Source organism: Lactococcus lactis, from assembly GCF_029023865.1.
GTDB classification, from domain to species: domain Bacteria; phylum Bacillota; class Bacilli; order Lactobacillales; family Streptococcaceae; genus Lactococcus; species Lactococcus lactis.
The window spans coordinates 1-26,486 of the sequence record NZ_CP118969.1; the positions used below are offsets into that span (position 1 = coordinate 1).

22 protein-coding genes and 1 pseudogene are annotated in these 26,486 nt (G+C 33.1%); 22 read left to right on the forward strand and 1 reads right to left on the reverse strand.

Annotated elements, in window-relative coordinates:
* The 5 genes from dnaA (at position 1) to PYW37_RS00025 (ending at position 9,913) form a co-directional block, all read left to right on the forward strand.
* On the forward strand, positions 1-1,368 hold the full coding sequence (dnaA, locus tag PYW37_RS00005) for a chromosomal replication initiator protein DnaA (protein ID WP_015425593.1): 1,368 nt from the start codon (positions 1-3) through the stop codon (positions 1,366-1,368).
* A 156-nt stretch (positions 1,369-1,524) separates the two neighbouring features.
* Entirely contained in the window at positions 1,525-2,667 is a 1,143-nt protein-coding gene (dnaN, locus tag PYW37_RS00010) for a DNA polymerase III subunit beta (RefSeq protein WP_003130856.1), read from the forward strand.
* A gap of 105 nt (positions 2,668-2,772) precedes the next feature.
* Positions 2,773-6,072 (forward strand): ATP-dependent nuclease subunit B, encoded by a 3,300-nt coding sequence (rexB, locus tag PYW37_RS00015; protein WP_023189450.1) that lies wholly within the window; start codon positions 2,773-2,775, stop codon positions 6,070-6,072.
* Positions 6,065-9,676, forward strand: coding sequence for a helicase-exonuclease AddAB subunit AddA (gene addA, locus PYW37_RS00020; RefSeq protein WP_023189451.1), 3,612 nt, complete (start codon positions 6,065-6,067; stop codon positions 9,674-9,676). The genes rexB and addA overlap by 8 nt, the downstream gene beginning before the upstream one ends.
* 36 nt (positions 9,677-9,712) lie before the next feature.
* A complete protein-coding gene (locus PYW37_RS00025; RefSeq protein ID WP_003132155.1) occupies positions 9,713-9,913 on the forward strand; it encodes a DUF951 domain-containing protein in 201 nt (66 codons plus the stop codon).
* Positions 9,914-9,922: 9 nt separating this feature from the next.
* Here the strand turns inward: PYW37_RS00025 and PYW37_RS00030 are convergent, their stop codons facing one another.
* A complete protein-coding gene (locus PYW37_RS00030) occupies positions 9,923-10,480 on the reverse strand; it encodes a helix-turn-helix domain-containing protein (protein ID WP_023189452.1) in 558 nt (185 codons plus the stop codon).
* A 281-nt stretch (positions 10,481-10,761) separates the two neighbouring features.
* Here PYW37_RS00030 and ychF point away from each other — a divergent pair, with 281 nt between their 5' ends.
* The 17 genes and pseudogenes from ychF to hpt all read left to right on the forward strand — a co-directional run bounded on the left by ychF (position 10,762) and on the right by hpt (position 26,329).
* Positions 10,762-11,877, forward strand: a complete 1,116-nt coding sequence (gene ychF, locus PYW37_RS00035; protein WP_015425597.1) for a redox-regulated ATPase YchF — start codon at positions 10,762-10,764, stop codon at positions 11,875-11,877.
* 111 nt (positions 11,878-11,988) lie between these two features.
* Positions 11,989-12,312 (forward strand): helix-turn-helix domain-containing protein, encoded by a 324-nt coding sequence (locus PYW37_RS00040; protein WP_010905027.1) that lies wholly within the window; start codon positions 11,989-11,991, stop codon positions 12,310-12,312.
* A gap of 254 nt (positions 12,313-12,566) precedes the next feature.
* Entirely contained in the window at positions 12,567-12,911 is a 345-nt protein-coding gene (locus PYW37_RS00045) for a hypothetical protein (protein ID WP_012896907.1), read from the forward strand.
* Between the two features lie 12 nt (positions 12,912-12,923).
* Positions 12,924-13,550, forward strand: a complete 627-nt coding sequence (locus PYW37_RS00050) for a hypothetical protein (RefSeq protein ID WP_058222317.1) — start codon at positions 12,924-12,926, stop codon at positions 13,548-13,550.
* 56 nt (positions 13,551-13,606) lie between these two features.
* Positions 13,607-14,496 (forward strand): annotated as a pseudogene (locus PYW37_RS00055) (IS982 family transposase).
* 30 nt (positions 14,497-14,526) lie between these two features.
* Positions 14,527-15,921 (forward strand): DUF1430 domain-containing protein, encoded by a 1,395-nt coding sequence (locus PYW37_RS00060; RefSeq protein WP_370664259.1) that lies wholly within the window; start codon positions 14,527-14,529, stop codon positions 15,919-15,921.
* A 1-nt stretch (position 15,922) separates the two neighbouring features.
* Positions 15,923-16,558 (forward strand): ABC transporter ATP-binding protein, encoded by a 636-nt coding sequence (locus PYW37_RS00065; protein ID WP_021723172.1) that lies wholly within the window; start codon positions 15,923-15,925, stop codon positions 16,556-16,558.
* A 200-nt stretch (positions 16,559-16,758) separates the two neighbouring features.
* Complete coding sequence (locus tag PYW37_RS00070) at positions 16,759-17,229, forward strand: AAA family ATPase (RefSeq protein ID WP_010905031.1); 471 nt, start codon at positions 16,759-16,761, stop codon at positions 17,227-17,229.
* Positions 17,230-17,246: 17 nt separating this feature from the next.
* The gene (pth, locus tag PYW37_RS00075; protein WP_003132167.1) at positions 17,247-17,813 is read left to right on the forward strand and encodes an aminoacyl-tRNA hydrolase; all 567 of its coding nucleotides are present in this window, start codon (positions 17,247-17,249) and stop codon (positions 17,811-17,813) included.
* Complete coding sequence (gene mfd, locus PYW37_RS00080; protein WP_025017030.1) at positions 17,814-21,299, forward strand: transcription-repair coupling factor; 3,486 nt, start codon at positions 17,814-17,816, stop codon at positions 21,297-21,299. It abuts the gene before it with no gap.
* 158 nt (positions 21,300-21,457) lie between these two features.
* Positions 21,458-21,928 (forward strand): hypothetical protein, encoded by a 471-nt coding sequence (locus tag PYW37_RS00085; protein WP_023189454.1) that lies wholly within the window; start codon positions 21,458-21,460, stop codon positions 21,926-21,928.
* A gap of 118 nt (positions 21,929-22,046) precedes the next feature.
* A complete protein-coding gene (locus PYW37_RS00090) occupies positions 22,047-22,316 on the forward strand; it encodes an RNA-binding S4 domain-containing protein (RefSeq protein WP_003132170.1) in 270 nt (89 codons plus the stop codon).
* A gap of 28 nt (positions 22,317-22,344) precedes the next feature.
* Positions 22,345-22,719: an FtsB family cell division protein gene (locus PYW37_RS00095; RefSeq protein ID WP_003132171.1), complete on the forward strand. Its 375-nt coding sequence runs from the start codon at positions 22,345-22,347 to the stop codon at positions 22,717-22,719.
* A complete protein-coding gene (locus PYW37_RS00100; RefSeq protein ID WP_021723176.1) occupies positions 22,719-23,042 on the forward strand; it encodes a hypothetical protein in 324 nt (107 codons plus the stop codon). The genes PYW37_RS00095 and PYW37_RS00100 overlap by 1 nt, the downstream gene beginning before the upstream one ends.
* Positions 23,043-23,179: 137 nt before the next feature.
* The gene (locus PYW37_RS00105; RefSeq protein ID WP_025017031.1) at positions 23,180-24,529 is read left to right on the forward strand and encodes a serine hydrolase; all 1,350 of its coding nucleotides are present in this window, start codon (positions 23,180-23,182) and stop codon (positions 24,527-24,529) included.
* On the forward strand, positions 24,526-25,797 hold the full coding sequence (tilS, locus tag PYW37_RS00110) for a tRNA lysidine(34) synthetase TilS (protein WP_023189457.1): 1,272 nt from the start codon (positions 24,526-24,528) through the stop codon (positions 25,795-25,797). The genes PYW37_RS00105 and tilS overlap by 4 nt, the downstream gene beginning before the upstream one ends.
* A complete protein-coding gene (hpt, locus tag PYW37_RS00115; protein ID WP_010905038.1) occupies positions 25,778-26,329 on the forward strand; it encodes a hypoxanthine phosphoribosyltransferase in 552 nt (183 codons plus the stop codon). Before tilS ends, hpt begins: the two co-directional genes overlap by 20 nt.
* Positions 26,330-26,486 lie beyond the last annotated feature (157 nt).

A 26,486-nucleotide genomic window follows, 5' to 3' on the forward strand; every position in this document is an offset into this window, starting at 1 on the left:
ATGGCATCCCTTAATGAAAATCAAAAATTTTGGGCCCGTGTAACCGAACTAGCTCGGCAGAGTATCGGTAAACAAGCTTATGATTTTTTTATTGAGCCTGCTCAATTAATGTCTGTCGAGCAAGATACTGCCAATATCTTGCTTGATAGTGGAATGAAAAAAGATTATTGGAAAAAACAGTCCGATTTGATCACAACGGCGGGATTTGAGGTCTTTGGTCGGATGATTGATTATGAACTCTATGCAAATGATGAGTTAACTGAACTGGAACTTCATCGTTTAAATAATCAATCTTCTATTGAAGAGCAGCCGCATTCTACTGCTAAACCCGCTTCTCCTTTGGTTAGTGGTCTCAACGAGAAATATAATTTTGAAAATTTTGTGCAAGGTCCTGGTAACCGTTGGACTTTGGCTGCGGCAATTGCTGTTGCTGATAAACCTGGTGATACCTATAATCCACTATTTATTTATGGTGGAGCTGGTCTAGGTAAGACGCATTTAATGCATGCAATTGGAAATCAGATTTTGACTGACAATCCGACTGCTCGAATTAAATATGTTTCTTCGGAGAATTTCGTTAACGACTATGTTAATGCAACGCGAAAAAACCAAATGGAGAATTTTGAAAATACTTATCGTAATTTAGATTTACTTCTATTGGACGATGTGCAATTTTTCAGTGATAAAGAGGGGACGAAAAATGAATTTTTCAATACCTTCAACGCACTCTATGATAAAGGTTCCCAAATTGTTTTAACTTCTGATCGTATTCCGCAAGAATTAAATAATTTGGAAGATCGCTTGGTTTCACGCTTCTCTTGGGGTTTGACTACTGATATTACGGCTCCTGACTATGAAACTCGGATGGCTATTCTTTTGATTAAATCTGAATCAAGTCGTTTAGAATTTCCGAGTGAAACTCTATCTTATATTGCTGGTCAGATTGATTCAAACGTTCGAGAACTCGAGGGCGCTCTAAATCGAGTCGAATTTGTGGCTCGAGCAAATGGCATTGCCGTGGTCGATATTGAGACAGCAAGTCAGGCTTTGCGTTCTTTAAAAAATGCAACTCAGCAATCTTTATCAAATCTTACTATTAAAAAAATTCAAGATGAAGTTGCTAATTATTATCATATTTCATTCTCAGATCTTGTTGGTCCTAAGCGCCCTAAGGAAATTGCCTTTCCAAGACAGATTGCGATGTATCTTGTCAGAGAACTTTTAGGTACAAGTCTTCCGGCAATTGGAACTGCTTTTGGTGGCCGTGACCACACAACGGTAATGTATGCTTATAAACAAATTTCGGATAAGATGAAAAATGATATGGATGTTCAAAAAGACATCGATAGCATTAAACGTAAATTTTAAAACTGTGGAAAACTCAAGGACTTATAAAATGCTTATTCTTTAATTATCCACAGGGGAAAAGCTTATACTTCTAAGTGGATTTGTCTTATACAGATTATCCACAGGACCTACTACTATTACTATTATATTTATAAAAAGAAATTATAAAGGAATCTCATGATTAAATTTTCAATTAATAAAAATGCGTTTCAAAATGCTTTGAGAATTACCAAACAAGCAATTGGTTCTAAAGTAACAATTCCTGCTTTAACAAAGTTAAAAATTGAAGTTGAAGAAAATGGAATTACTTTAATTGGTTCAAATGGTCAAATTTCAATCAAGAATTTTTTACCTGTTGATAATAAAGATGCAAGTATGCTTATTTCAGGGACTGGTTCAGTTTTGTTAGAAGCTGCTTTCTTTGAAAATGTGGTAAGTCAATTACCAGAAGTCACTCTTGAATTTACTGAAAAAGAACAAAAGCAAGTTTTGTTAACTTCTGGTAAGTCAGAAATTACTTTAAAAGGCCTGGATTCAGAAATTTATCCGCATTTACAAGAAATTTCCGAAGGCTCTTCATTGAAAATGAAAGTTAAAGTACTTAAAGAAATTTTTACAGAAACAGTTTTTGCTGTAAGTACTCAAGAAAATCGTCCAATTTTTACAGGTGTTCATTTAGAAACTTTATCAACTGGAGAATTAAAAGCAGTCGCAACTGACTCACATCGGATGAGTCAACGTTTATTGCCTTTAGAAGATTCAGAATTAAAATTTGATGTTATTTTGCCAAGTAAATCAATCAATAGTTTTAAAAATGTTTTCACAAATGATGAAGAAGAGATTGAAATTTTCATTAGTGGAAGCCAAATGCTTTTTAGAAATGAAACAATTAGTTATTATAGTCGTTTGATTGAAGGATCTTATCCTGATACTAATCGTTTAATTCCAAATGAAGCTGATTATACTTTAGATTTAGTTTTTGATGCTGCGCAATTGCGTCATACAATGGATCGTGCGCGTTTGTTGACAGTAATGACAACTAATGGAACTGTAAAATTGACGGTTTCTGGTGATTCTGTAGTAACCACAGCCAACTCTCCTGAGGTCGGTTCTGTCCATGAAGAATTGACGGCCTTATCAAAAGAAGGAAATGACTTAGCAATCAGCTTTAATCCTGAATATTTGATTGATGCTTTGAAAGTGATTAAAGCACCAGAAGTTCGTATTCGCTTTATTTCTAATGTTCGTCCGTTCACTTTACAACCACGTAATGAAGAATCTGGATTTGTTCAATTGATTACACCAGTACGTACAAATTAATTTTACTGACAGCTCTTTTGTCAGCTTAGATTTGCTGACGAAAATGTCTGTCAGTAAATTTAGATTTTGTTATAATGGACTTAACGAAAGTTAGGTCTATTTTTTATGGAAATTTTATATACTGAAATTACACAAGATTTAACAGAGGGACTATTAGAGATTTCTCTTGAAGAACTTGGAAAAAATCGAAAAGTTTATTACATTGTGCCTTCTTCAATGTCATTTGAGAAGGAGAAAGAAATTTTAGAGCGCTTGGCTAAGGGAAGTGATGCAGCAGTTTTTGACTTACTCGTCACTCGTTTTAAGCAATTGCCTTATTATTTTGATAAGCGAAAAAAAGCGACAACAAAGACAGAGTTGGGCACAGCAGGCCTTTCAATGCTTTTTCGACGTGTTTTGAGGAGTTTTTCAAAAGAAGAAATTCCGCTGTATTTTTCTCTACAGGATTCTGCTGGTTTTTTGGAAATGCTAATTCAGTTAAGAACAGAGTTACTGACAGCAAATCTGTCAGTAGAAAATTTACCTGACAGCCCTAAAAATCAAGAATTAAAAAAGATTTTAAGTAGATTTGAAGAAAAATTAGCAAATGACTATGCTAACTACTCAGAATTTGGTGATTTTACTAGTCGTCTTGCTGATGGGGAATTTGATTTTCAACTCAAAGATGTGACAATTGTCATTGATGGATATACTCGATTTTCTGCCGAAGAAGAGCTTTTTATTGAAAGTATTCAAGATAGAGTGGCACGTTTTGTCATTGGAACTTATAGTGATGATAATTCACTGACAGCCGGATCTGAAACAATTTATATCAGTACGAGTCAAATGATTGGGCGTTTTCGCAGTAAATTTCCAGTAGAACTAAGAAAAATGGCTTTTTCATCTGTCAATGAAGTTTACAATAAGTTGACAAAATTACTCGATTTGGATTCACGATTTGCCATTTCTGATCAAAATATTGAAATAAATTCTGCTGATGCAAAATATTTCAGAATTTGGGAAGCCGAAAATCAAAAAGTTGAAATTGAAGGTGTCGCAAAGGAAATTAGACAAAAAATAAGTCAGGGGGCTTTTTTCAAAGATTTTACAGTTTTAGTAGGCGATCCAGCTGCTTATGAAATTACTTTGAAAGAAATTTTTGAACTTTACGAGATTCCATTTTTCTACGCCCAAGAAGAATCAATGAGTCAGCATCCTTTGGTTATCTTTTTTGAAAGTTTACTTTCAATTAAAAAGAATAATTATCGGACAGATGATGTTGTCAATCTTCTAAAAAGTAAGGTTTACACTGATGTCAACCTAGATGAAGAAGTCATTGATTACTTTGAATACTATGTTCAAAAATATAAGATTTCTGGTCGAAAAAAATTTACGGAAGCATTCAATGAAAGTGAGTTTTCTAAAATTGAATTAGTGAATCAACTTCGCGAAAACTTATTGGGAAATGATTCTCCTTTACAAGCCTTTTTGGGGACAAATCGGCAAAAAACAGGAAAAAAATGGGTTTCTGATTTACAAGTTTTACTTGAAAATGGAAATGTAATGGCCAATATGAACACTTATTTTTCAGAAGCAGAATCTGAAAATAAGCACCAAATGGCTGATAAACATGAACAAGTTTGGCAAATGCTTATTTCGATATTGAATGAGTTTTTGGCTGTTTTTTCTGATGAAAAATTGAAAAGTGTGGAGTTTTTAGATATTTTATTAGCAGGATTGAAAAATGCGAAATATCGACAAATTCCAGCAAACGTTGATGTTGTAAATATCAAAGATTATGAACTTGTTGAACCTAAAACTAATAAATATATCTATGCCATTGGTTTGAGTCAAACCAATTTTCCAAGAATAAAGAAAAATTCAACACTTTTATCCGATGAAGAACGACTAGTAATCAATCAAACAACTGATGAAAATCAGTTTATTGAACAGTTGAATGTTGTCAACTATCAAAAAAATCAGTTTACAGTCCTTTCTTTAGTGAATTCAGCAAAAGAAACTTTAGTTTTGTCCATGCCACAAATTATGGCAAATGAGCAAGGAGAATTTTCACCAGTTTTCCAATTATTTTTGAATCATTCGGATGAAAAAATTCTTCAAAAAATTCAAGAAGTCAATCTTTTTGAAAGCTTAGAGCACATTGGAAACAGTCGTTCAGTGATTTCTATGATTGGAAAAATTGAGCGTGAACTTGTTGAAACTGAAGAAAAAAATGATGACAAAAGAGTTTTTTGGTCTAGTATTTTCCGAATCTTAGTTAAGTCAAATCCTGATTTTCAAAAAATATTATTGGATTTAGCTAAAGATATTGATACGGTCAACTTATCAAAAGAAACCTTAGACAAAATTTATGGTGATAAACTTTATGCTTCTGTCAGTTCTTTTGAACGCTTTTATAACTGTGAATATCAGTACTTTTTAGAGACCACTTTGGGTCTGGAAACTTTTGAAAATATTGATATAAATTCCAAAATTGTCGGTAACTTTTTCCATGAAGTTTTTGAAAAAGTCATGCAAGAAGAAGCTTTGTCAGCTGAAAATTTTGATGAAAAATTGACAAAAGTTTTACATGATGTTGACAGTAATTACTCTCGTTATTTTACTCAGGATGCAACAGCAAGATTTACTTGGACCAATTTAGAAGAAATTGTTAGACAGACTGCAACAGTTTTAAAGGAAACAGTTTCTACTGATGAACTTAAAACTTTACTGACAGAAAGTAGTTTTGGCTTACCAAAAAGTGAATTAGGTAATTTTTCTGTTGACGATATTTACTTACGAGGAAGAATTGACCGTTTGGACCAACTTTCTTCTGATTATTTAGGAGCTATAGATTACAAATCAAGTGCTCATTCCTTTAAATTACAGGATGCTTATGACGGTCTGAGTTTACAATTTATGACCTATTTAGACGTGATTAAAGAAGCTTTTCCGAATCAAAAAATATGGGGTGCTCTTTATTTACAATTTAAAAATCAACCAATTAACTTATCAGAAATCAATCATTTATCAGAGATTGCTGGCTTATTGAAAGAATCAATGCGCTATGATGGTTTAGTTTTGGAAGAGGCAGCTGACCAAATTAAAGCAATAGAAAATATTACTGTAAAAAAATCTAATATTTACAATCAAGAAGAATTTGAACAGCTTTTAAAATTGAATGAAAATCATTATCAGCATGCTGGTCAGCGACTTAAGAGCGGTCAGATTGCAATAAATCCAATTATGAAACGCTCCGAAGGGATTGATCAAACAGGTAATGTTCGAGGTTGTCGCTACTGTCCGCTTAAATCTATTTGTCGATTTGAAGCAAATGTACACATGAAGTATCACAGTCGTGAAATTGGTCAAAAATCTCAAGCAGAAATCTTAGCAGAATTAAAAGGAGAAGGGCGAAATGAGTGAAGTAAAATTAACTCCAGAGCAAAATGAAGCCATTCATAGTTCTGGTAAGAATATTCTAGTTTCAGCGAGTGCTGGTTCCGGAAAAACTTTTGTTATGGCTCAAAGAATTGTCGAGAAAGTCAAACAAGGAATTGAAATTGATCGACTTTTCATTTCCACATTTACAAAAAAAGCAGCAAGCGAATTACGGATGCGGCTTGAGCGAGATTTAAAAAAAGCCAGACAAGAAAGTTCTGATGAAAATCAAGCTCGTAGGTTGACACTTGCTTTACAGAACCTGTCAAATGCTGATATTGGAACTATGGATAGTTTCACCCAAAAATTGACAAAAACGAATTTCAATCGAGTAAATATTGACCCGAATTTCCGAATCTTAGCTGATCAAACAGAGAGTGATTTAATTAGACAAGAAGTCTTTGAACAATTGGTTGAGTCTTATCTATCAGAAGATGATGGATTGAATATTTCAAAAGAAAAATTTGAAGAACTTATAAAAAATTTTTCTAAAGACAGAAATATTGCTGGTTTTCAAAAAGTAGTTTACACTATTTACCGTTTTGCGTCAGCAACCGAAAATCCAATAAAGTGGTTAGAAAATCAATTTTTAAAAGGTTTTGAAACATATAAATCACTGACAGACTTGTCTGCAGATTTTTCAGCAGATATAAAAGAGAATTTACTGATATTTTTTGAACTTCTAGAAACTTCATTAACCAATGGAGTAATTGCTAAAAAAGGAGCTGGACGTGATAAGGCCAATCTTATTTTAGATAATAAAAATGAACTCTTAGAAGCAATAACCACTAAAGATTTTGCAACTTTCACAGAACTATTTTTATCAATAGATACAGATATTCGAGTGGGTTCTTCAAAAGATGAAATACTTTCGGCTCTGAAAAAAGATTTTTCAGCACAAAAACAAGACTTAGTGGGCTCGAAATCCAAACCTGGAGAAATTCGGAAGTTTGTTGATAAAATAAAACATGGTCAGTTGATTGAAAAATATCAAAATCAAGCATTTGAAATCGCAGAAAACTTACAAAAATTTGTTATTGAGTTTTACCAAAGTTATTTAGAACGTAAAAAGAATGAAAATGCCTTTGAGTACTCTGATATTGCACACTTTGCCATCGAAATTTTAGAGGAAAATCCAGATATACGTGAAACTTTAAGAGAACATTATGATGAAATCATGATTGATGAGTATCAGGATACCAGCCACACTCAGGAGCGAATGCTGGAGCTTTTATCGAATGGACATAATCTCTTCATGGTTGGTGATATTAAGCAATCAATTTATGGCTTTCGTTTAGCTGACCCTGGCCTCTTTTTAGAAAAATATAAAGACTATGCCAAGACAGAAAATCCAAATCAACTAATTCGCTTAAAAGAAAACTTTCGTTCACGTGGTGAGGTTTTAACATTTACAAATGATATCTTTAAACACCTGATGGATGAAAAATTAGGTGAGATGACTTATGGCAAAGAAGAAGCATTAGTTCAAGGAAATATTACTGATTATCCAGTTGAATCTGAGAAAGATTTTTATCCAGAACTTCTTTTATACAAAGAAAATACAAGTGATGAAGAAACAGATGAATCCGAAGTAAGAATTTCGGATGGAGAGATTAAAGGAGCAGCTCAAGAAATAAAAAAATTGATTGAAGCTGGAGTTGAACCAAAAGATATAGCAATCTTGGTTCGTTCTAAATCAAATAATAATAAAATTGAGGATATTCTGCTTAGTTACGATATTCCGGTCGTTCTTGATGAAGGTCGAGTTGATTTTTTGAAATCAATGGAAGTCTTAATTATGCTAGACGTTTTACGAGCAATTGATAATCCACTCTATGATTTATCATTGGTTGCGATGTTAAGGTCTCCGTTATTTGGATTTAATGAAGATGAATTAACTAGAATCAGTACTCAAGGAAGCCATGACCTTAGATTTTGGGATAAAATTCTTTTGTCACTTAATAAAGAAGGACAAAATCCAGAACTTATCAATCCTTCCTTAGAGAACAAGCTTAAAGCATTTTATAAGAAGTTTACAGAGTGGCGTAAACTTGTAAACCAAGTTGCAATTCATGATTTACTTTGGAAAATATATACCGAAACCTACTATTTTGACTATGTTGGTGCCTTAAAAAATGGTGAAATGCGCCAAGCGAACTTACAAGCCTTAGCGGTTCGAGCAGAATCATATGAAAGTTCTGGTTATAAAGGATTATTTAAATTTGTAAGATTAATCAACAAATTTATGGAACAAAATAATGATTTAGCTTCTGTTAATATAAAACTTCCTCAAAATGCTGTTCGAGTGATGACCTTCCATAAATCAAAAGGATTAGAATTTGATTATGTCTTTTTAATGAATTTACAATCTCGTTTCAACGATCGTGATTTGAAAGAAGATGTTATCCTAAGTCGTGAAAATGGTTTAGGAATGAAGCTTATTGCTGATTTAAAGGATGAAGCAGATGTTATAACTGATTTCCCTTATGCTTTAGTGAAAATGGAAACATTCCCTTATATGGTGAATAAAGACTTAAAACAAAGAGCAGCTCTCTCAGAAGAAATGCGTGTTTTATATGTTGCATTTACACGAGCAAAGAAAAAACTTTATCTTGTTGGAAAAATAAAAGAAACAGATAAAAAATCAGGACTTGACCTTTATGATAATGCAAGTTTAGAAGGGAAGATTTTAGAAGATAAATTTCGTAATTCAAGTCGCGGTTTTCAACACTGGATATTGGCGCTTCAAAATGCCACAAAACTTCCGATGAAACTCAATGTCTACACAAAAGAAGAGTTGGAAGCAGAAAAACTTGAATTTACAAGTCAACCTGATTTCAAAAAATTGGTCGAAGAATCGGAAAAATTTGATAATATCATGGCCTATTCTGATGAAATACAAAAAGCTCAAAAAATTATGAATTATGAATATCCACATCAAGCAGCAACAGAGCTTTCAAGTATTCAAACACCAAGTCAGGTTAAAAAACGAAGCTACGAAAAACAATTACAAGTGGGTGAAATTCAACCGAAAAGTGAATTTACTCGGGTCAAAAAGCTAGATTTTTCTGATTTTGGTCCTAAGAAAGTTACTGCTGCAGAAATCGGTTCGGCAACTCATAGTTTTATGCAGTATGCAGATTTTTCTCAAGCAGATTTATTTAGTTTTCAAGCGACACTTGATGAAATGGGATTTGATGAAAAAATAAAAAATCAAATTGATATTGCTAAAATTTTGACTTTGTTTGATACAGATTTCGGTCAGTTTTTATCGGAAAATGTTGATAAAACAGTTAAAGAAGCACCATTTTCAATGTTGAGAACAGATGAATTTGCTAAAGAGCAGTATATTGTTCGGGGAATTTGTGATGGATTTGTTAAACTTACTGATAAAATCGTTCTATTTGATTATAAGACGGATAGATTTACAAGTTCTTCAGCTATTTCTGAAATAAAAGAGCGTTATAGAGATCAGATGAATCTTTATAGTGAGGCTTTGAAAAAAGCCTACGATGTCAACCAAGTTGACAAGTATCTCATTTTATTAGGAGGCCCTCAGCAAGTTTTTGTTGAAAAACTAGATGATTAGATTATAATGACAGGAATTGTATAGAAAGGATAGATAATGCTGGAATATGAATTAGGTTCGATTGTCGAGATGAAGAAACCTCATGCCTGCACTGTTAAGGCGACTGGTAAAAAAGCAAATGCTTGGGAAATCACTAGATTGGGTGCAGATATCAAGATAAGATGTACAAACTGCAATCATGAAGTGATGATGAGTCGTTTTGACTTTAATAAAAAAATAAAAAAGGTACTCAAGTGAGCCCTTTTTTTAATTATAAACCGATTTGAGATTAAATTTGAGGTATTTAATAAGCCAAAAGTAAAGTAACTTTGTAAATCGCCAAATCAAAGGGCTAACAAGAACCATCAGCGAACAAGCGATAATCGCAACTAACCAGTACCACCAGTCTAAACCTGTTGCTCCATTCGCATTCCCAAAAGTAATATGTGGGTTATGAGTAGCAACAGCGAAAATCATAATAAATGGAGCAAGGAATAAAGCTAATATAATAGCATAGAGAGCCAAAAGAATCAAAGCAGTAGTAATTATCAACCAGAAACCAAGAACGAAGTTAAAAAAGACTAAGCCAAAACCAGCAAATAGGTTGATATGTTTCTTTCTTTTTTGTGGTTCAATTCCTTGAGCAAAAGCTGATAAATCTGATTCATATAATTCGGCTAGGGCAATCAATGTTTCAAAATTTGGTTCAGTTTTATTGGATTCCCAACGTGAAATGGCTTGTCTACTAAAATAAAGTTCTTTTGCAACTTCTTCTTGTGTGAGCTTCTGGGCAAGACGAGCTTTTTGTAAATTTTCTCCGAGCATTTTTTCTCCTTAAATTTAAATGGGTGATTTAGTGATTTGTTTCTGATTTCATTATCAACTAAAGCGAAGTTAAAAGCAAGAACATAGGTGGTATTTTAGGGTAACATTTTGTGGCAAGCCTTTAAAATAAAGGCTAGTGATGACATGCTCTATTGTTTACGAGCCTTGTGTAAACTTGTAAACTTAGAGATTTTCTATGATTTTCCTTGCCTTTATTGTGTTTTTAGGCGATTTACAGTATAATTAGAACTAATTAATCTTAATTTTGGAGAATATAAAACATGGCTTTAACAGCAGGTATCGTTGGTTTACCAAACGTTGGTAAATCAACTCTTTTTAATGCAATTACAAAAGCAGGCGCAGAAGCTGCAAACTATCCTTTTGCAACAATTGACCCAAATGTTGGGATGGTAGAAGTACCGGATGAACGTTTAAACAAGTTAACAGAGTTGATTAAACCTAAGAAAACTGTTCCGACAACTTTTGAATTTACAGATATTGCTGGGATTGTTAAAGGGGCTTCACGCGGAGAAGGTCTAGGAAATAAATTTCTTGCCAATATTCGTGAAGTAGATGCCATCATTCACGTTGTTCGAGCTTTTGATGATGAAAATGTAATGCGTGAAAATAATCGTGAAGATGCTTTTATTGATCCAATGGCAGACATTGAAACAATTAATCTTGAATTAATTTTGGCCGATTTAGAATCAGTCAATAAACGTTATGCGCGTGTTGAAAAAGTTGCTCGTACGGCAAAAGATAAAGATGCGGTCGCAGAATTTAATGTTTTGAAAAAGCTCAAACCGGTACTTGAAGATGGTAAATCAGCACGAACAATTGACTTTGACGAAGATGAAACAAAGGTTCTTAAAAGCTTGTTCTTATTGACAAGTAAACCAGTTCTTTATGTAGCTAATGTTTCAGAAGATGAAGTAGGCGAACCTGATAATATCGAATACGTGAAACAAATTCGTGAGTTTGCGGCGACTGAAAATGCTGAAGTTGCTGTGATTTCTGCTCGTGTTGAAGAAGAAATCTCAGAGTTGGAAGATGATGAAAAAGCAGAATTTTTGGAAGCAATTGGCTTAAAAGAATCTGGTGTTGATATGTTGACTCGTGCAGCTTACCACCTTCTTGGCCTGGCCACTTACTTTACTGCTGGTGAAAAAGAAGTCCGTGCTTGGACCTTCAAACGTGGAATGAAAGCTCCACAAATGGCAGGAATTATCCATACAGACTTTGAAAAAGGCTTTATCCGCGCAGTAACTATGTCTTATGATGATTTGCTTAAATACGGTTCAGAAAAAGCTGTTCGTGAAGCCGGTCGCTTGCGTGAAGAAGGAAAAGAATATGTTGGTCAAGATGGCGACATTATGGAATTCCGTTTCAACGTGTAAACCTTGTAAATGAAATGAAGAAATGCACCGAATCGGTGCATTTTTGCAACCTAAAAATGCTTGAGTTGAAGAATAAAAAACGATACTCTTAAAGCATGAAAGGAAGGCAACATGGAAATCTCTCAGATAATCAAAGAAAATCGTAAAATGAAAAATCTCAGTCAGGAAGAATTGGCGAAAAAAATGCATATTTCTCGTCAATCAATTTCAAAATGGGAGACAGGAAAATCACTACCAACAACAGACCAAATTATCTTACTTAGTGAAATTTTCGATTGTTCTTTGGACACGTTGCTCAAAGGTGACAAAAAGATGGAAGAAAAAGCAAAACATGAAATTGATGACAAACGGACATTGAAGTTAATTTATAAGGTGGGTTGGGGATTTATCATTCCATTTCTCTTTACTTTAAAATTTATTTTACATTTATTTTGATGAAAATAAAAAGGCCATTTTGGTCTTTTTTTGTTTAGCGAAAGTAATTGATTGAATACTACACTTGTTCATAAATTACATTTAATAAATAAAAGTGTTTATAAAATTAAAATATTGACAAACAAGTTAATTAAGACTATAATCACAATAAAGAAAGCGCAAACAAAAAGTATTACATTGTCTTATCAGAAAAAAAGCACTAGCGCTCTGATGGAGACTTTAGCTAGCTTATTAATATTTAAAGGAGGAACACAATGGAACTTACAATGACACGCGCTCTGATTAGACGCAGAAATCTAAAGAGAAAAGTATCGGTTTTAGTACTGGGGACTGCACTTATCTCTGGAACAGCTTTTGCTTCGGCACAGGTTTTCGTTTCTGGTGGTTGGAATACGAATTATATCGAACGATTTAATCCGACGATTACTAAAGCTACTGCGCATGATAATGCCCAAATAAATCAAAGACATTATAGCTGGGCAAAAGTCGGAAAAAGTGCAACAGCTTTTAGTAATACCGTATCAGCTAACAAGATTGCACAGGCGAAAGCTATTGGGGCATGGAATGCTGGTTATAGTGGTTGGTTTGTCAAATTATAATAGGGAGTTAATATGAATAAGGTTATTAAGTTTGTTCTTCTTGTTCTATTTATTGTTATTTCAATATCTTCTGCCAATATAGTAAAAAATAATTTTGTAGATAAGCAAATTGAAAAAAATTATGATGTTCAAGATTTTACACAAATTTATCTTCCTTCATCCATTAGTAGCGACAAGAATTTAATTTCCCTTGTAGAAGGTGTGTCAGCTAAAACTGGGGCATCTTTTATTTTTAGGAGTACGTATGGTGGAGTAAAGAACGATGGGAAAGGTCATGCGGATTTGCTTAAAATGGATAGTAAAGCGGTGTTTTACAAGACAAACTATCAAACATCTGATAAAAAAACTTTTGTATCTCACGGTTTTAGCTGTCAATTATGGAGTGAGCCTCTTAAGAATATTACGACTGTAGAACAGGAAAATAGTGATGTTTATATAAAAAATAAAAATATCCAAACTTCTCTCCAAGACTTTTTAATAGCTCTTAATCAAAAATATGGGACTCATATTACTTCTAAAAAATTAACGACTCGTCCTAGTGATTTTTATCCTAATAATTATACTAGTTTCATTGGTTTAACTAATGATAATTTATCTTTATTTATACCCGAATTGCTAGTTAATTTCATTGGAAAATAAATAAGTCGTGCTATCCTAATCTTAAACTACTAAGCATTAGAAAGCGCACGACTTATATGACTTATAATAGCACACTTCCAAAAGTTTTTGTTTATTTACTGACAACCATTGAGACGCTTTATCAAACGAGTGTTCCCCTTGAGGTTCAAAACCGAAAGAACGTCCATCTTGCAACATCTGACTGTTTAGTGATTACTTGTTACCTATGGGGCGTACTGCATTTTAGTGAAACGCTTAAAGCTAAGCACCAATTGGCTCAAAGTTTATTTCCTAATTTCCTAGAATATTCTCGCTTTGTCTGCCGTTGTAATGCCCTCTTACCGAGTATCCAAGTCATTCGCCAAGCACTCGTCTTTAAAGAGGTTGAAGGAATGAGTGTATCCATTATTGACAGCTTCCCCATTCCTTTGTGTCAGCCTATTCGTAATTTCAGAAGCAAAGGTCTTGGAGATTATGCAAATGTTGGCTACAATGCTACAAAGGGACAGTACTTCTATGGATGTAAATGTCATGCTTTAGTCAGTGAATCAGGCTATGTCATAGACTACACAATTACTCCTGCTTCAATGGCTGATAGTTCAATGACCGAGGAAGTGTTGAGTCAATTTGGGACACCAACAGTCCTTGGAGATATGGGATATCTAGGTCAGTCACTGCATGAAAGGCTGGAATTAGAAGGAATTGATCTAATTACACCTGTCAGGAAGAACATGAAGCAAAAGAAAAACCTTTTCCCTAATTTTTCAAAACGTAGAAAAGTGATTGAGCGAGTTTTCTCTTTTTTGACAAATCTAGGAGCTGAGCGTTGTAAAAGTCGTTCGCCTCAAGGTTTTCAATTGAGATTAGAGATGATACTTTTAGCGTATTCTTAATGTTAAAATCAGCTAAATCACTGGAACCAGAGACTTTAAGATATTCTATCGGGTATCAAGTCATGGCTAAATAATCAACTAGCAATTCGGGTTTATTTATAGGAATTTCGATAGTTTTCTTTGCTATCTTTTTATTTGTTTGGTTAGTTGGAAATAATAAAAAAATTGCTACTTATCGTTTGAATGGCGTCAGCGCTCATAGGATAGGCTTGCGTTTATTTTTGAAAGAATTTTTTATAGTGACATTGCTGGCTTATATATTTTCAAGTTTTTTAGTTTTCAGAGGATTTAATCTTCAATTTAGTTTGCAAATGTTTATTATGCTGTTACTTGTTATCATAGTTTCCTATATCTCCATAGTACTTGTATCTAGCTTTTCACTTGCCAATCAGATTAACTCTAAGTCATTTTTTAAGTATAGTCACTATGTTCTCTATGCGGTCAAAGCATTTGTATTTTTGATTACAGTTTCTACAACAGCAACTCTACTCTATTTTGTAAATGCTAAGCTAGAAATAACTTCCAAAATTGGGCAAGAATATGCCATACTTTACCCAGAATTTTCAGGCTATGACGGAGGTCAGCCCCTAAATCTATCATGCATTGATTTATTTGTTTATGCTGAGGAACATGATGGACTTTATATTTCTGATTCAAGCATTGATATTGTAGAAAATGATAGTCTGAATGACTTACAAATTAATGATAACTATCTTTCAAAATTTGCTATATACTCCCAGGACAATCAAAGAGTAGAAATAAATCCTGATACAAATTCGGGGATTATTTTGGTTTCGGAAAAATATAAATCTCAACTTTCTAAGATAAAAAAATATTATGCTTCTTCTGATTCATTGGCATTTTTTAAAGGTTCAACTATAAAATACTATTTCATAAAAGATGCTCAAAAGTTAGACTTACTAGACGAAAATAGTACCAAAATATCTCCAGATTTAGTAGAAGTTTATACGAGAAAAAATTTTACTGATAAGGGAAATGTTACTTTTCAACACAATACTGTTTTGAAATTTAAAATTAGGGGAACAATAGAAAAAACATATCAACCACTTATTCCTATTTTGAAGAAAAATAGTGCTCTTGAAACTCACCCTTCCATGATTAAGATAGACGATATAAGTAAAACGGATAATTTGAGTACGGTTGGAAATCCCTATAATTATGCTGTTACTAATGGTTTAGTGATTCTTATATTTTTATCAATGATTCTGACAACTACGGTTTTTTATTTTGAAACATACAAAAAGAAAATTGCGGTCAAAAGATTATATGGAATTTCTTTCTTTGTAACTTATAAAACTCTTTTTGCAATAGTCTTAGTGCAGGGAAGTTTATATTTTGCTTTTGCTTTAAGTCAAAGAGATGTTAACATCACACTAGAGGGACTGGGAATTTATTTTGTCTTAGAAATTTTGATTATTATTTTGATATTGCTAAAACTACAAAAAGGACTATTTTTGAATGTCTTGAAAGGAGAATAGAATGATTGAGATTGAAGAACTGACAAAAAGTTACAAAGGGCATATTATTTTTGATAAATTAAATTTAAGAATTCCGGAAGGAAAAATGACCGCAATTTATGGGACAAGTGGTGCGGGAAAGTCAACACTTTTGAATATTATTGGTTTAATTGAGGATTATGATGATGGGAAATATTATTTTAACGGTCAGTTTGCACCACCTTTTAATAGTTCCTTAGCTTTAAAGATGAGGAGAAATAAAATTTCCTATCTTTTTCAAAACTTTGCTTTATTAGAAGATGAAACAATCGAAAAAAATTTAGAGATAGCACTGATTTATTCTAGAATTTCAAAAAAAGAAAAACGAAAAAAGATGAAGAAATTGTTACTCCAAGTAGGCATAAATCATCGATTAAATACAAAAGTTTATAGTCTTTCTGGTGGAGAGAAACAAAGAGTAGCAATTGCACGGGCTTTATTAAAAGAAAGTCAGCTGATTTTGGCAGATGAACCAACAGGTTCGCTTGATACAGAAAATAGAAATGAAGTGATTGCTCTTTTGCGTCAAGAAGTTGATAAGGGAAAGACGGTTGTCATTGTGACACATGATTCTTACCTGAAAGAAGTTAGTGATTTGGTTATTGAGATTGGTGAATAATGAATTATCTATGATAAAAGTTAATAGGCTCAATAGAAATATTGGGTCTTTTTTTTGCTCCTCTAGGTAAATAAACATGTTATAATAATGTCAGAAGCTGATTTTTATGAATCGGCCTTTTGGCTTTTATTGAAATATTTACTGACAGATAAAAATAGGACAGCTGAAAAGTCTGTCAGTAATTTTGGTAGGTTAAACTAATGAAAATCTATATTGTCGGAACAGTTGGTTCTGGAAAATCAACGTTGGCTAGGAAATTAAGTGAAAAAAACTCAATGCGCGTGTTTCACTTGGATAATATCGTTCATGAAGGTGAAAGAAATCGAACAGATAAAGAAGTTTTCGAGTCAATTGAGTGTATTTTTAAGAATGAGTGTTTTATCATTGAAGATACATTACGCGAACGATTTATTCCATTGTTAGACAAAGTTGACAAGATTATTTATTTAGATTTACCTAAGAACTTACTGAAATATCGGATAATTAAGCGCTATGTAAAACAAAAATTGAGACTTGAAAAATCAACTTATCGACCAAGTTTACAGATGTTAAAACAGATGTTTATCTGGCAAAAAAATGGCCGGAGTGAACTGATAAATGCTCAAAAAAATAAAATTGTTTTACACAATAAAAGAGAAATTCGGCAATTTATAAAAAATTTTCAAAAATAGAGAAGAAAGAATAGAAAATGACAAAAATGATTGTTGGCTTGGGAAACCCAGGCGATAAATATGAAAAAACAAAACATAATATGGGCTTTATGGCACTTGATTTACTGGCAAAAGAACTGAATGTTGATTTTAAAGAAGAAAAACCTTTTATGTCGCTTGTCGCGTCAACATTTGTGAATGGTGAAAAATTGTTTCTCGTGAAACCTTTGACTTTTATGAATGAATCTGGGCGTGCGGTGGCGCCACTTTTGAAATATTATAATATAGACGAGGCAGATTTAACGGTCATGCATGATGACTTGGATTCACCAGTCGGGCGCGTGCGTCTAAGACAAAAAGGGTCATCAGGTGGACAAAATGGAATAAAATCAGTCATTACACATGTGGGAAGTCAAACTTTTAACCGTGTAAAAATTGGGATTGGCCGTCCAAAACATGGGATGACAGTTGTGAATCATGTACTCTCTGGTTTTGACAATGAAGATAAGGAAATCGCTCAAGATGGAATTTTCAAAGCTGTTGATGCAATGAAATTCTATCTTGAAAATGGTGATTTTCAAAAGACAATGAATAAATTTAACTAAATGAATATTATTGAATTTTTTGACCAAAATTGGCAACTACAAAAATGGCAACAAGGTTTTTCAAAGCGTGAGCGAACTTTACTGACAGGATTGTCAGGAACAGCAAAGAGCTTAGTGATGGCAAATGCTTATGAAAATGTTGCTGACAAATATATTATTGTTACTGACAGCCAGTTTCATACGAATGAACTTTATGATGAACTGTCAACTTTGCTTGGTGAAGAAAAAGTTTTTCAATTTTTTTCTGACGATAACATCTACGCAGAGTTCGCACTTGCATCTAAAGATCGAGTTGCTTATCGACTTGAGGCACTTAATTTCCTACTTGACGAAAAGTCAACAGGATTTTTGGTCGTACCTTTTTTGGCATTACGGAGCTATTTACCAAGTCCCGAAAATTTTTTAGAAAATTATCTTTTACTGACCTCTGGGGATGAGTATGATTTATCAAATTTAGTTAATTTATTATCAAAAGCTGGTTATGAAAAGACACAGCGCGTGATGACGCCAGGTGAATTTTCAATGCGAGGAGATATCGTTGATATTTATCCTTTAGATGCGGAAAATCCGGTACGTTTAGAGTTTTTTGGTGATGAAGTAGATACGATTCGCTCATTTGATGTGGAGAGTCAACGTTCACTGACAAGCCTTGAACGTTTGGAAATATATCCGGCCAGTGATTTTATTTTGACTGACAAAGAATTTGACAAGGGTGCAAAATCACTGACAGAAATGACAAATTTACTGACAGACCCGTCAGCAAAATCATATATGGAAGAAGTGATTTCAGCAGCTCAAAATCACTATTATCACAAAGATTTACGAAAATTTGCGGAGTATTTTTATGATAAAAAAACTTCACTTTTAAATTATTTTCCAAAAAATGTTCAAATATTCATTGATGATTTTCAAAAAGTAAATGAAATGAATAATAAGTTAGAAATGGAATTAGCAGATTTCATTTTATCTGAAAAAGCAATGGAAAGGGGATTTGAAGGGCAGACTTATTTGCTAGATACAATGGCAAAAGTTAGAAATTATAAGCCTGCTACCTTCTTTTCAAATTTCCAAAAAGGGCTCGGAAATCTCAGATTTGAACAACTTTATAATTTCAAACAACATTCAATGCAACAATTTTTCGGTCAATTAGAACTTTTTTACACTGAAGTTGAACGATTTATTAAGCAAGAGTTTACAGTTGTTTTAGCTGTATCATCAGAAAAACTCCGTAAATCACTCCATGAATTAGATTTAAGTTTACAAGAGGTTGACAGAGAATCTATTCAAGTGGGTAAAGTCAATCTGATTGATTTGCAATTATCCAATGGTTTTAATTTCCTTGATGAAAAATTAGTCGTCATGACTGAGCATGAAATATTTGGTAAAATGCGTAAGAAAAAGGCACGCAAACTGAATATTACAAATGCAGAAAGACTAAAAGATTACAATGAACTCGCTGTTGGTGATTTTGTTGTCCATAAGAATCATGGGATTGGGAAATATTTAGGTTTACAAACGCTTGAAGTCGGCGGAATGCATCGTGATTATCTGACCATTCAATATCAAAATGGGGATACAATTTCTGTTCCAGTTGATCACCTAGATTTACTCAGTAAATATACAGCTGGTGAAGGAAAAAGTCCTAAAATCAATAAACTGAACGATGGGCGTTGGCGTAAAACCATGTCTTCTGTCAGTAAACAAGTTGAAGATATTTCAGATGATTTGATTAAACTTTATGCTGAACGTCAGGCGAAAAAAGGATTTGCATTCTCTCCGGATGACACCAGTCAAGAAGAATTTGATTCTGGTTTTTCATATGTTGAAACTGAAGACCAGATGCGTTCAATCAATGAAATTAAGCATGATATGGAACTTGAACGGCCAATGGACCGCTTGTTAGTTGGTGATGTTGGTTTTGGTAAAACCGAAGTTGCAATGCGAGCAGCCTTCAAAGCCATAAATGACGGGAAACAAGTCGCAGTTCTTGTGCCAACGACTGTTCTTGCTGAGCAGCATTTTAATAATTTTACTGAACGTTTTATCAACTTTGGTGTAAATGTCGAAGTTCTCAGCCGTTTTCAAACGAAAACACAGCAAACTGAAATTCTAGCCAAATTGAAAAAAGGACGAGTTGATTTAATTATTGGAACCCACCGTTTACTTTCAAAAGATGTTGAATTTTTTGATTTAGGTTTGATGATTATTGATGAAGAACAACGTTTTGGGGTTAAGCATAAAGAACGTTTGAAAGAATTAAAAACCCAGGTTGATGTTTTGACATTGACAGCCACACCTATTCCTAGGACTCTACATATGTCAATGCTTGGAATTCGTGACTTGTCAGTTATTGAAACACCACCAACAAACCGTTATCCAGTTCAAACCTATGTCATGGAAACAAACTACGGTGTGGTTCGTGATGCAGTGTTGAGAGAAATCTCTCGTGGTGGACAAGTTTACTATGTTTACAACAGGGTTGACACGATTGAGCAAAAAGTTTCTCAATTAGAAGAATTAATTCCTGAAGTAAGAATTGGTTTTATACACGGCCAAATGACTGAAGTACAACTTGAAAATACTTTACTTGCCTTTATCGCAGGTGATTATGATGTGCTTGTTGCAACGACAATCATTGAAACTGGGGTTGATATTCCAAATGCGAATACGCTTTTTATTGAAAATGCGGATATGATGGGCTTGTCACAACTTTATCAATTAAGAGGGCGAGTGGGGCGTTCAAATCGGGTGGCTTACGCCTATTTCATGTATCGACCTGAAAAAATATTGTCTGAAGTTTCGGAAAAACGTTTGGAAGCTATTAAAGGCTTTACAGAATTAGGCTCAGGTTTCAAGATTGCCATGCGTGATTTGTCTATCCGTGGTGCTGGTAATTTACTGGGAAGTGAGCAATCAGGATTTATTGATTCTGTTGGTTTCGATTTGTACTCACAACTGTTGGAAGAAGCCATTCACGCTAAACTTGGGACAAGTAAGCAAAAACGGACTTCAAATGTGGAAATTTCTTTGGAATTGGATGCCTTTATTCCTGCTTATTATATTTCTGATGAACGTCAAAAAATTGAAATTTACAAACGAATTCGTCAAATTGATAGTCGGGAGATTTATGAAGAACTACAAGAAGAATTGGTTGACCGTTTTGGAGAATATCCAGATGAAGTCGCTTATCTTCTGGAAATTGGTCTCTTAAAACACTTTGCAGATAATGCCTTAGTTGAAAAAATTGAAAAATCGAGATTTGAAGCAACTGTTACTTTGGAAAAAGTGGCTAATACCACCTATGACCCACAAGATTATTTCAAAGCCTTGGCTAAAACAAGCATGAAAGCTTCTGTGGGGGAAAAATATGGTAAAATGACTTTCCGCTTTAAAATTGAAAATCGAAACTCCGTTGTTCTTTTGAGCGAAATAATGAATTTTATTGAAGAATTATCAAAAATACGAGACAGTTACGAAAACAAGTAATTATTTTGTAAAAAAAGATAAATATGATACAATGCTTTTATATAAAACTATAAAAAATAGAGTTTAATAATTTTATGGAAATAAAAAACATAAAGAGAAAAAATTCTCAAGATGTAATTTATAAAATTAAACTCATATCTTAAAGGAGATTTATAAAAGTGGATTTAAAAGAAGCAAAAGCGGAGTTGAGAGAAAAAAGCCGACCCTATCAAACTTATTCTTACTATCTTATTATTCCAATCTTTATTATTCTTGTTTTTCTATTACCTTTAGTGGGGTACAATAAAGGAACTTTTGGAACAATCGTTTTTGTTTTTGTGATTTTTGCTCATGTTTGGGCAAGTAAACTGGATTTAGTAAGAAAAAGAAAACATGTGGCACCAATTTTAATGTATGTAACTCAAGGATTAGGAGTTGTTCTTATGGTTTTATTAGTTACCGAAGTTTCAGCGGGTGGGACAGGAAATATTGCTTTAGGACTTTCAAGTCTTATTCTACTTCCAATTGAAATTATTGCGATTGTTTTCTTCTTTATTTCAGCTAACGATATAAAAAAAGCTTATCCAACAATGAAAGAAGACGCCAAAGCAGCAAGGCTAGAATATCAAGAACTTAGACGTTCAAAATAATAAAAAAATTACTGACAGGTCTGTCAGTAAATTAATAAGGTTCTGTCACTAATGATGGAGCCTTATTATTATAAATAAAGGCATTTTCAAACAAAATGAAATATGTTATAATCAAACCATGAGATTAGATAAGTTTTTAAAAGTTTCGCGCTTGATTAAACGTCGTCCAGTTGCGAAAGAAGTTGCCGACAAAGGTCGGATTAAAATTAACGGAAAATTAGCGAAATCTTCATCTGATGTAAAATTTAATGACACAATTGAAATTCGTTTCGGAAATAAAATTGTTGAAGTTCGGGTTGCTGAATTAAAAGAGTTTACACGTAAAGAAGATGCTGATAAAATGTATGAAATGATTAGCGAAACTCGTATTACAGAAGAAGTTGAGTAATTATCATCAAAATAGATTGGAGGTTGTCATGGCAAAGCAAGTGATTCAACTAAATAATAAGTACACTCAGAAGCATAAAAAAAGAAATTTAAACCCAGTACCAAAAAGAAAACATTTAGGGCTTATTTTGATCGTGGCAATTTTACTTTTTAGTTTAGCAAGTATGAGTTTGATAAAATCATATGAAACTTTGCACAGTCAAGTAGCTTTAGAACAAAGTGCAAAGAAACAATATGAGAGTCTTTCTAAAGAAGTAACGATTAAAAAAGAAGAAATATCAAAACTTCAGGATCCTAACTATCTCCAAAAATTTGCTCGGAGTGACGGTCAAGAATATTCACAAAGTGATGAAAAAGTTTTTACTACTGACAGTCCCTTGATTGGAAGTAACGGGTCAAAATAATGATTGGACAAGTTGAAAACATTACAAGATTTGGACTTTTTGTAAAAATTTCTACTGATAAACTTGACGAAAGTACAGAAAAACTTGCTGACAAAGCTGTCAGTAAAAATAGAGGACTTTTGCGTTGGTCACAAATCCCTAAAAATGTACCCAAAGTACAAATTGGAGATTTGATTGGTGTTGAAATTTCAAAAATACACGAAGATGGTAAGGTTGATTTAAATTATCAAGAAAAAATTTTTAAAAATGTCTATGCCGAATTTTTAGAAACAAGTCACCAAAGACTTACAGAACTTGAGCAAAAAAATCGTGAATTAAACTAAATAATTAAAAAGAAAAAATATTATTTAGTTTTTTCTTTGACTATTCTATTGACTAAAAATAGCACCTATTTTATGAAAAATTCTAGGAATTAAAAAGATAAAGATTACAACAGAAATTATTCTATGGAATGGATAAGATGTTGGGCAAGGTTTTAATCATGCAAAAACAGAGAACAAAAATTAATAGTGGAGTAGCCTTGGTGATGCTTTTAATGATTATCACAGGCTTTTTTGCTTTTTCACAAACAAGATATTTTGCTGACAAAAAGGTCAGTAAATCAAAAAATATTGTTGCAGCTGACAAAGTTACAGACAAAGAAAAAGAAACTGAAACTTGGACTTCAATCCCCCAAAGAGTAGTGGCTTATCAAGAATTAACAACTTATGAGGACTCAAACCTTACTAAATCAGTTGGTAAAATTCCAGCTAAGACACAATTAGATATTGCCGAAATCGTTGGGAAATCCTTTAAGTTAAAGACAGGAAAGTATATTTCTACTGACAAAAAAGCTGTGATATCAGATCTTACAATTTCTAGAGAGTCAACAAATACAACAATATATACTGATAAAAGTGTCAATGTATTTTACAACCCCGTAACCACTTATGATAATCAAATAATGACAAATTTAAGTGGTACACATCAACTTTCTGCTGATAAAATGGCTAAGACTAACTGGGGAACTTACTACGAAGTATCTTTAGATAATGGCCAAACAGGTTGGGTTTCAGAAAATGATATTTCTTTGGAAAATCCCAAAATCAAACAAGTTCAGGCATTATTGAATCAGAAATACAATGACAAAAAGTATTCAATCTATGTCAAAGAACTTGACGATAAGTTTACAGCTGGTGTAAACCAAGAACAGAAAATGTATTCAGCGAGTCTTTCTAAAATTCCAATTCTTTATTGGACTCAAAAACGACTTAATGAAGGTTTGGCTTCACTTGATGACAAACTATTGTACACCCCAGCCATTAATACTTTTTATGGAAGTTATAAACCAGAAGGAACTGGAAATTTACCAAAAACAGCAGATAATAAATATTACAGTCTTCAGGATGTTATCAATAGAACAGCCAAACTCTCAGACAATGTCGGAAGTAATATGCTCGCCTATTATGAAACCCAGGAGTTTAATCCAAACTATCAAAAAGAAATAAATAGGATTGCTGGACAAGAGTGGAATCCAAAAGAGCGAAATGCCTCAGCTCAAATGGTAGGTAGAATGCTAGAAGCTCTTTATAATGAAGGAGGGGCTTCCTTTAACGCTTTATTTGATACCTCTTTTGATGATGTTAAAATTAGAGCAGGCGTTCCTAAAAATATATCGGTTGCTCACAAAATTGGTGGGGCAGATACAGATAATCATGATGCAGCCATTGTATTTGCAAGTAAACCATATCTTTTGGTGATTGAAACTGATGGGGCAACTGATGATGAAATAAAAGCAATTTCTCAAGATGTTTATGGAGTTATGAAATGACACCAGCTCAACGTAAATTTTTAAAAATAGTCAAAGATGAACACTATTTTGATAAAGATTCAAAAATATTATTGGCTTTATCAGGTGGTAAAGACTCAATGACTCTTTTTAACTGGCTCTATGATTTAAAAGAAGTTCTCGGTATTGAACTGGGACTGGCTCACATTAATCATGGCTTACGAGAAGAGTCAAAGTTTGAAGAAATTGCTCTTCGAGAAATGGCAACAAAACTTAAAGTACCAATTTATGTTGACAAGTTTACAGGAGAGTTTACAGAAAAAAATGCACGTGATTTCCGTTATCAGTTTTTTGAAAAGCTAATGATAAGAGAAAATTACAATATTTTGCTGACAGCTCATCATCAAGGAGACCTTGTTGAAACGGTATTAATGCGTCAAATTACAGGACGTCCTTTGAGAAGTCTTCAGGGCATTGCTGACCGTCAACCTTTTGCAGGTGGGCAATTAATCAGACCATTATTGAAATTTACAAAAGAAGAACTTGATGCACAAACCTATTATGAAGATTCAACAAATCAAGGACTAGATTATTTTAGAAATAGAATACGTAATCAACTAATTCCAGAATTAACAAAAGAAAATCCTCAATTTTCACAATCAATCAGTGATTTGAGCTCGGAAATTAAAAAGGCGTTGGCAGTAATTAATCAAAAAATTTCGGAACTTGAAATTGTTGATGAAAAAATATCATCTAAAAAATTCATCTCACAAACAAAAGAATTACAACATTTTATCTTACAAGCATTTTTTGCTCAATATTCAGAAATAGAAGTAAGTAAGAAAAAATTTGCAGAATTACTTCATATTATCAATCGTCCTCAACAATATTTCGCAAAATTGAATAAGGAATTTTATTTTGTGAAGACTAAAGATTTCTTTTATCTTGAAAAAATTCAACTTGAAAGGGAGGATTCAGTAGAGATTGTAAGTGAAAATCCGCAAGATGAATCATTTATGGAAGTTTATTTGCCTCTTGAAGGGGAAATTGAAATTCGTAAACGCCAGCCTGGGGATCAAATTCTAATCAATGGTCATCATAAAAAATTACGCAAGTTTTTTATTGATAACAAAGTTCCATTAAAGGCCCGAGAGAATCCACTTATCTTCGTTGATAAAAAACTCTATGCCATTGTCGGTCTTGCGTGTTCTGATTTGAGTAAAATGCTCAAAAATGATAAAATTAGAAGAATATTATGGGTCAAACCCAGTATAGGAGAGGAAATCAACGATGCTCGAAAAAAATCTTGATAAGGCCATTGAAAAAGTATTAGTTTCAGAAGAAGAAATTATAGAAAAATCCAAAGAACTTGGAGAAATATTAACAAAAGAATACGAAGGAAAAAATCCATTAGTCTTAGGAATTCTTCGCGGTTCAGTTCCTTTCTTAGCTGAATTAATCAAACATATTGATTGTCACTTAGAAACTGACTTTATGACTGTATCAAGTTATCACGGCGGAACAAAATCTTCTGGTGAAGTAAAATTAATCCTAGATGTTGATACAGCAGTCAAAGGTCGTGATATTTTAATTGTTGAAGATATTATCGATACTGGTCGTACTTTAAAATATCTAAAAGAACTTTTGGAACATCGTGGAGCAAACGTAAAAATTGTAACACTTCTTGACAAACCAGAAGGACGAATTGTTGAAATTAAACCAGATTATTCAGGTTTTACAATTCCTAATGAATTTGTTGTTGGATTTGGTTTGGACTACGAAGAAAACTATCGTAATCTTCCATATGTCGGAGTTTTAAAACCAGAAGTTTATAACAAATAATTCGTTGATTTTAGTCATCTAAAGTTTTTCTCAGACTAAAGTATGAAAAAATCTCTGACCAATACTTACTATTAGCATTCCAAAAGGAAATATGCTATAACTAGGTATAGCTGTTATTGACTAGCCTGTATCCTTTATTACCAGTGATACTAAGAAG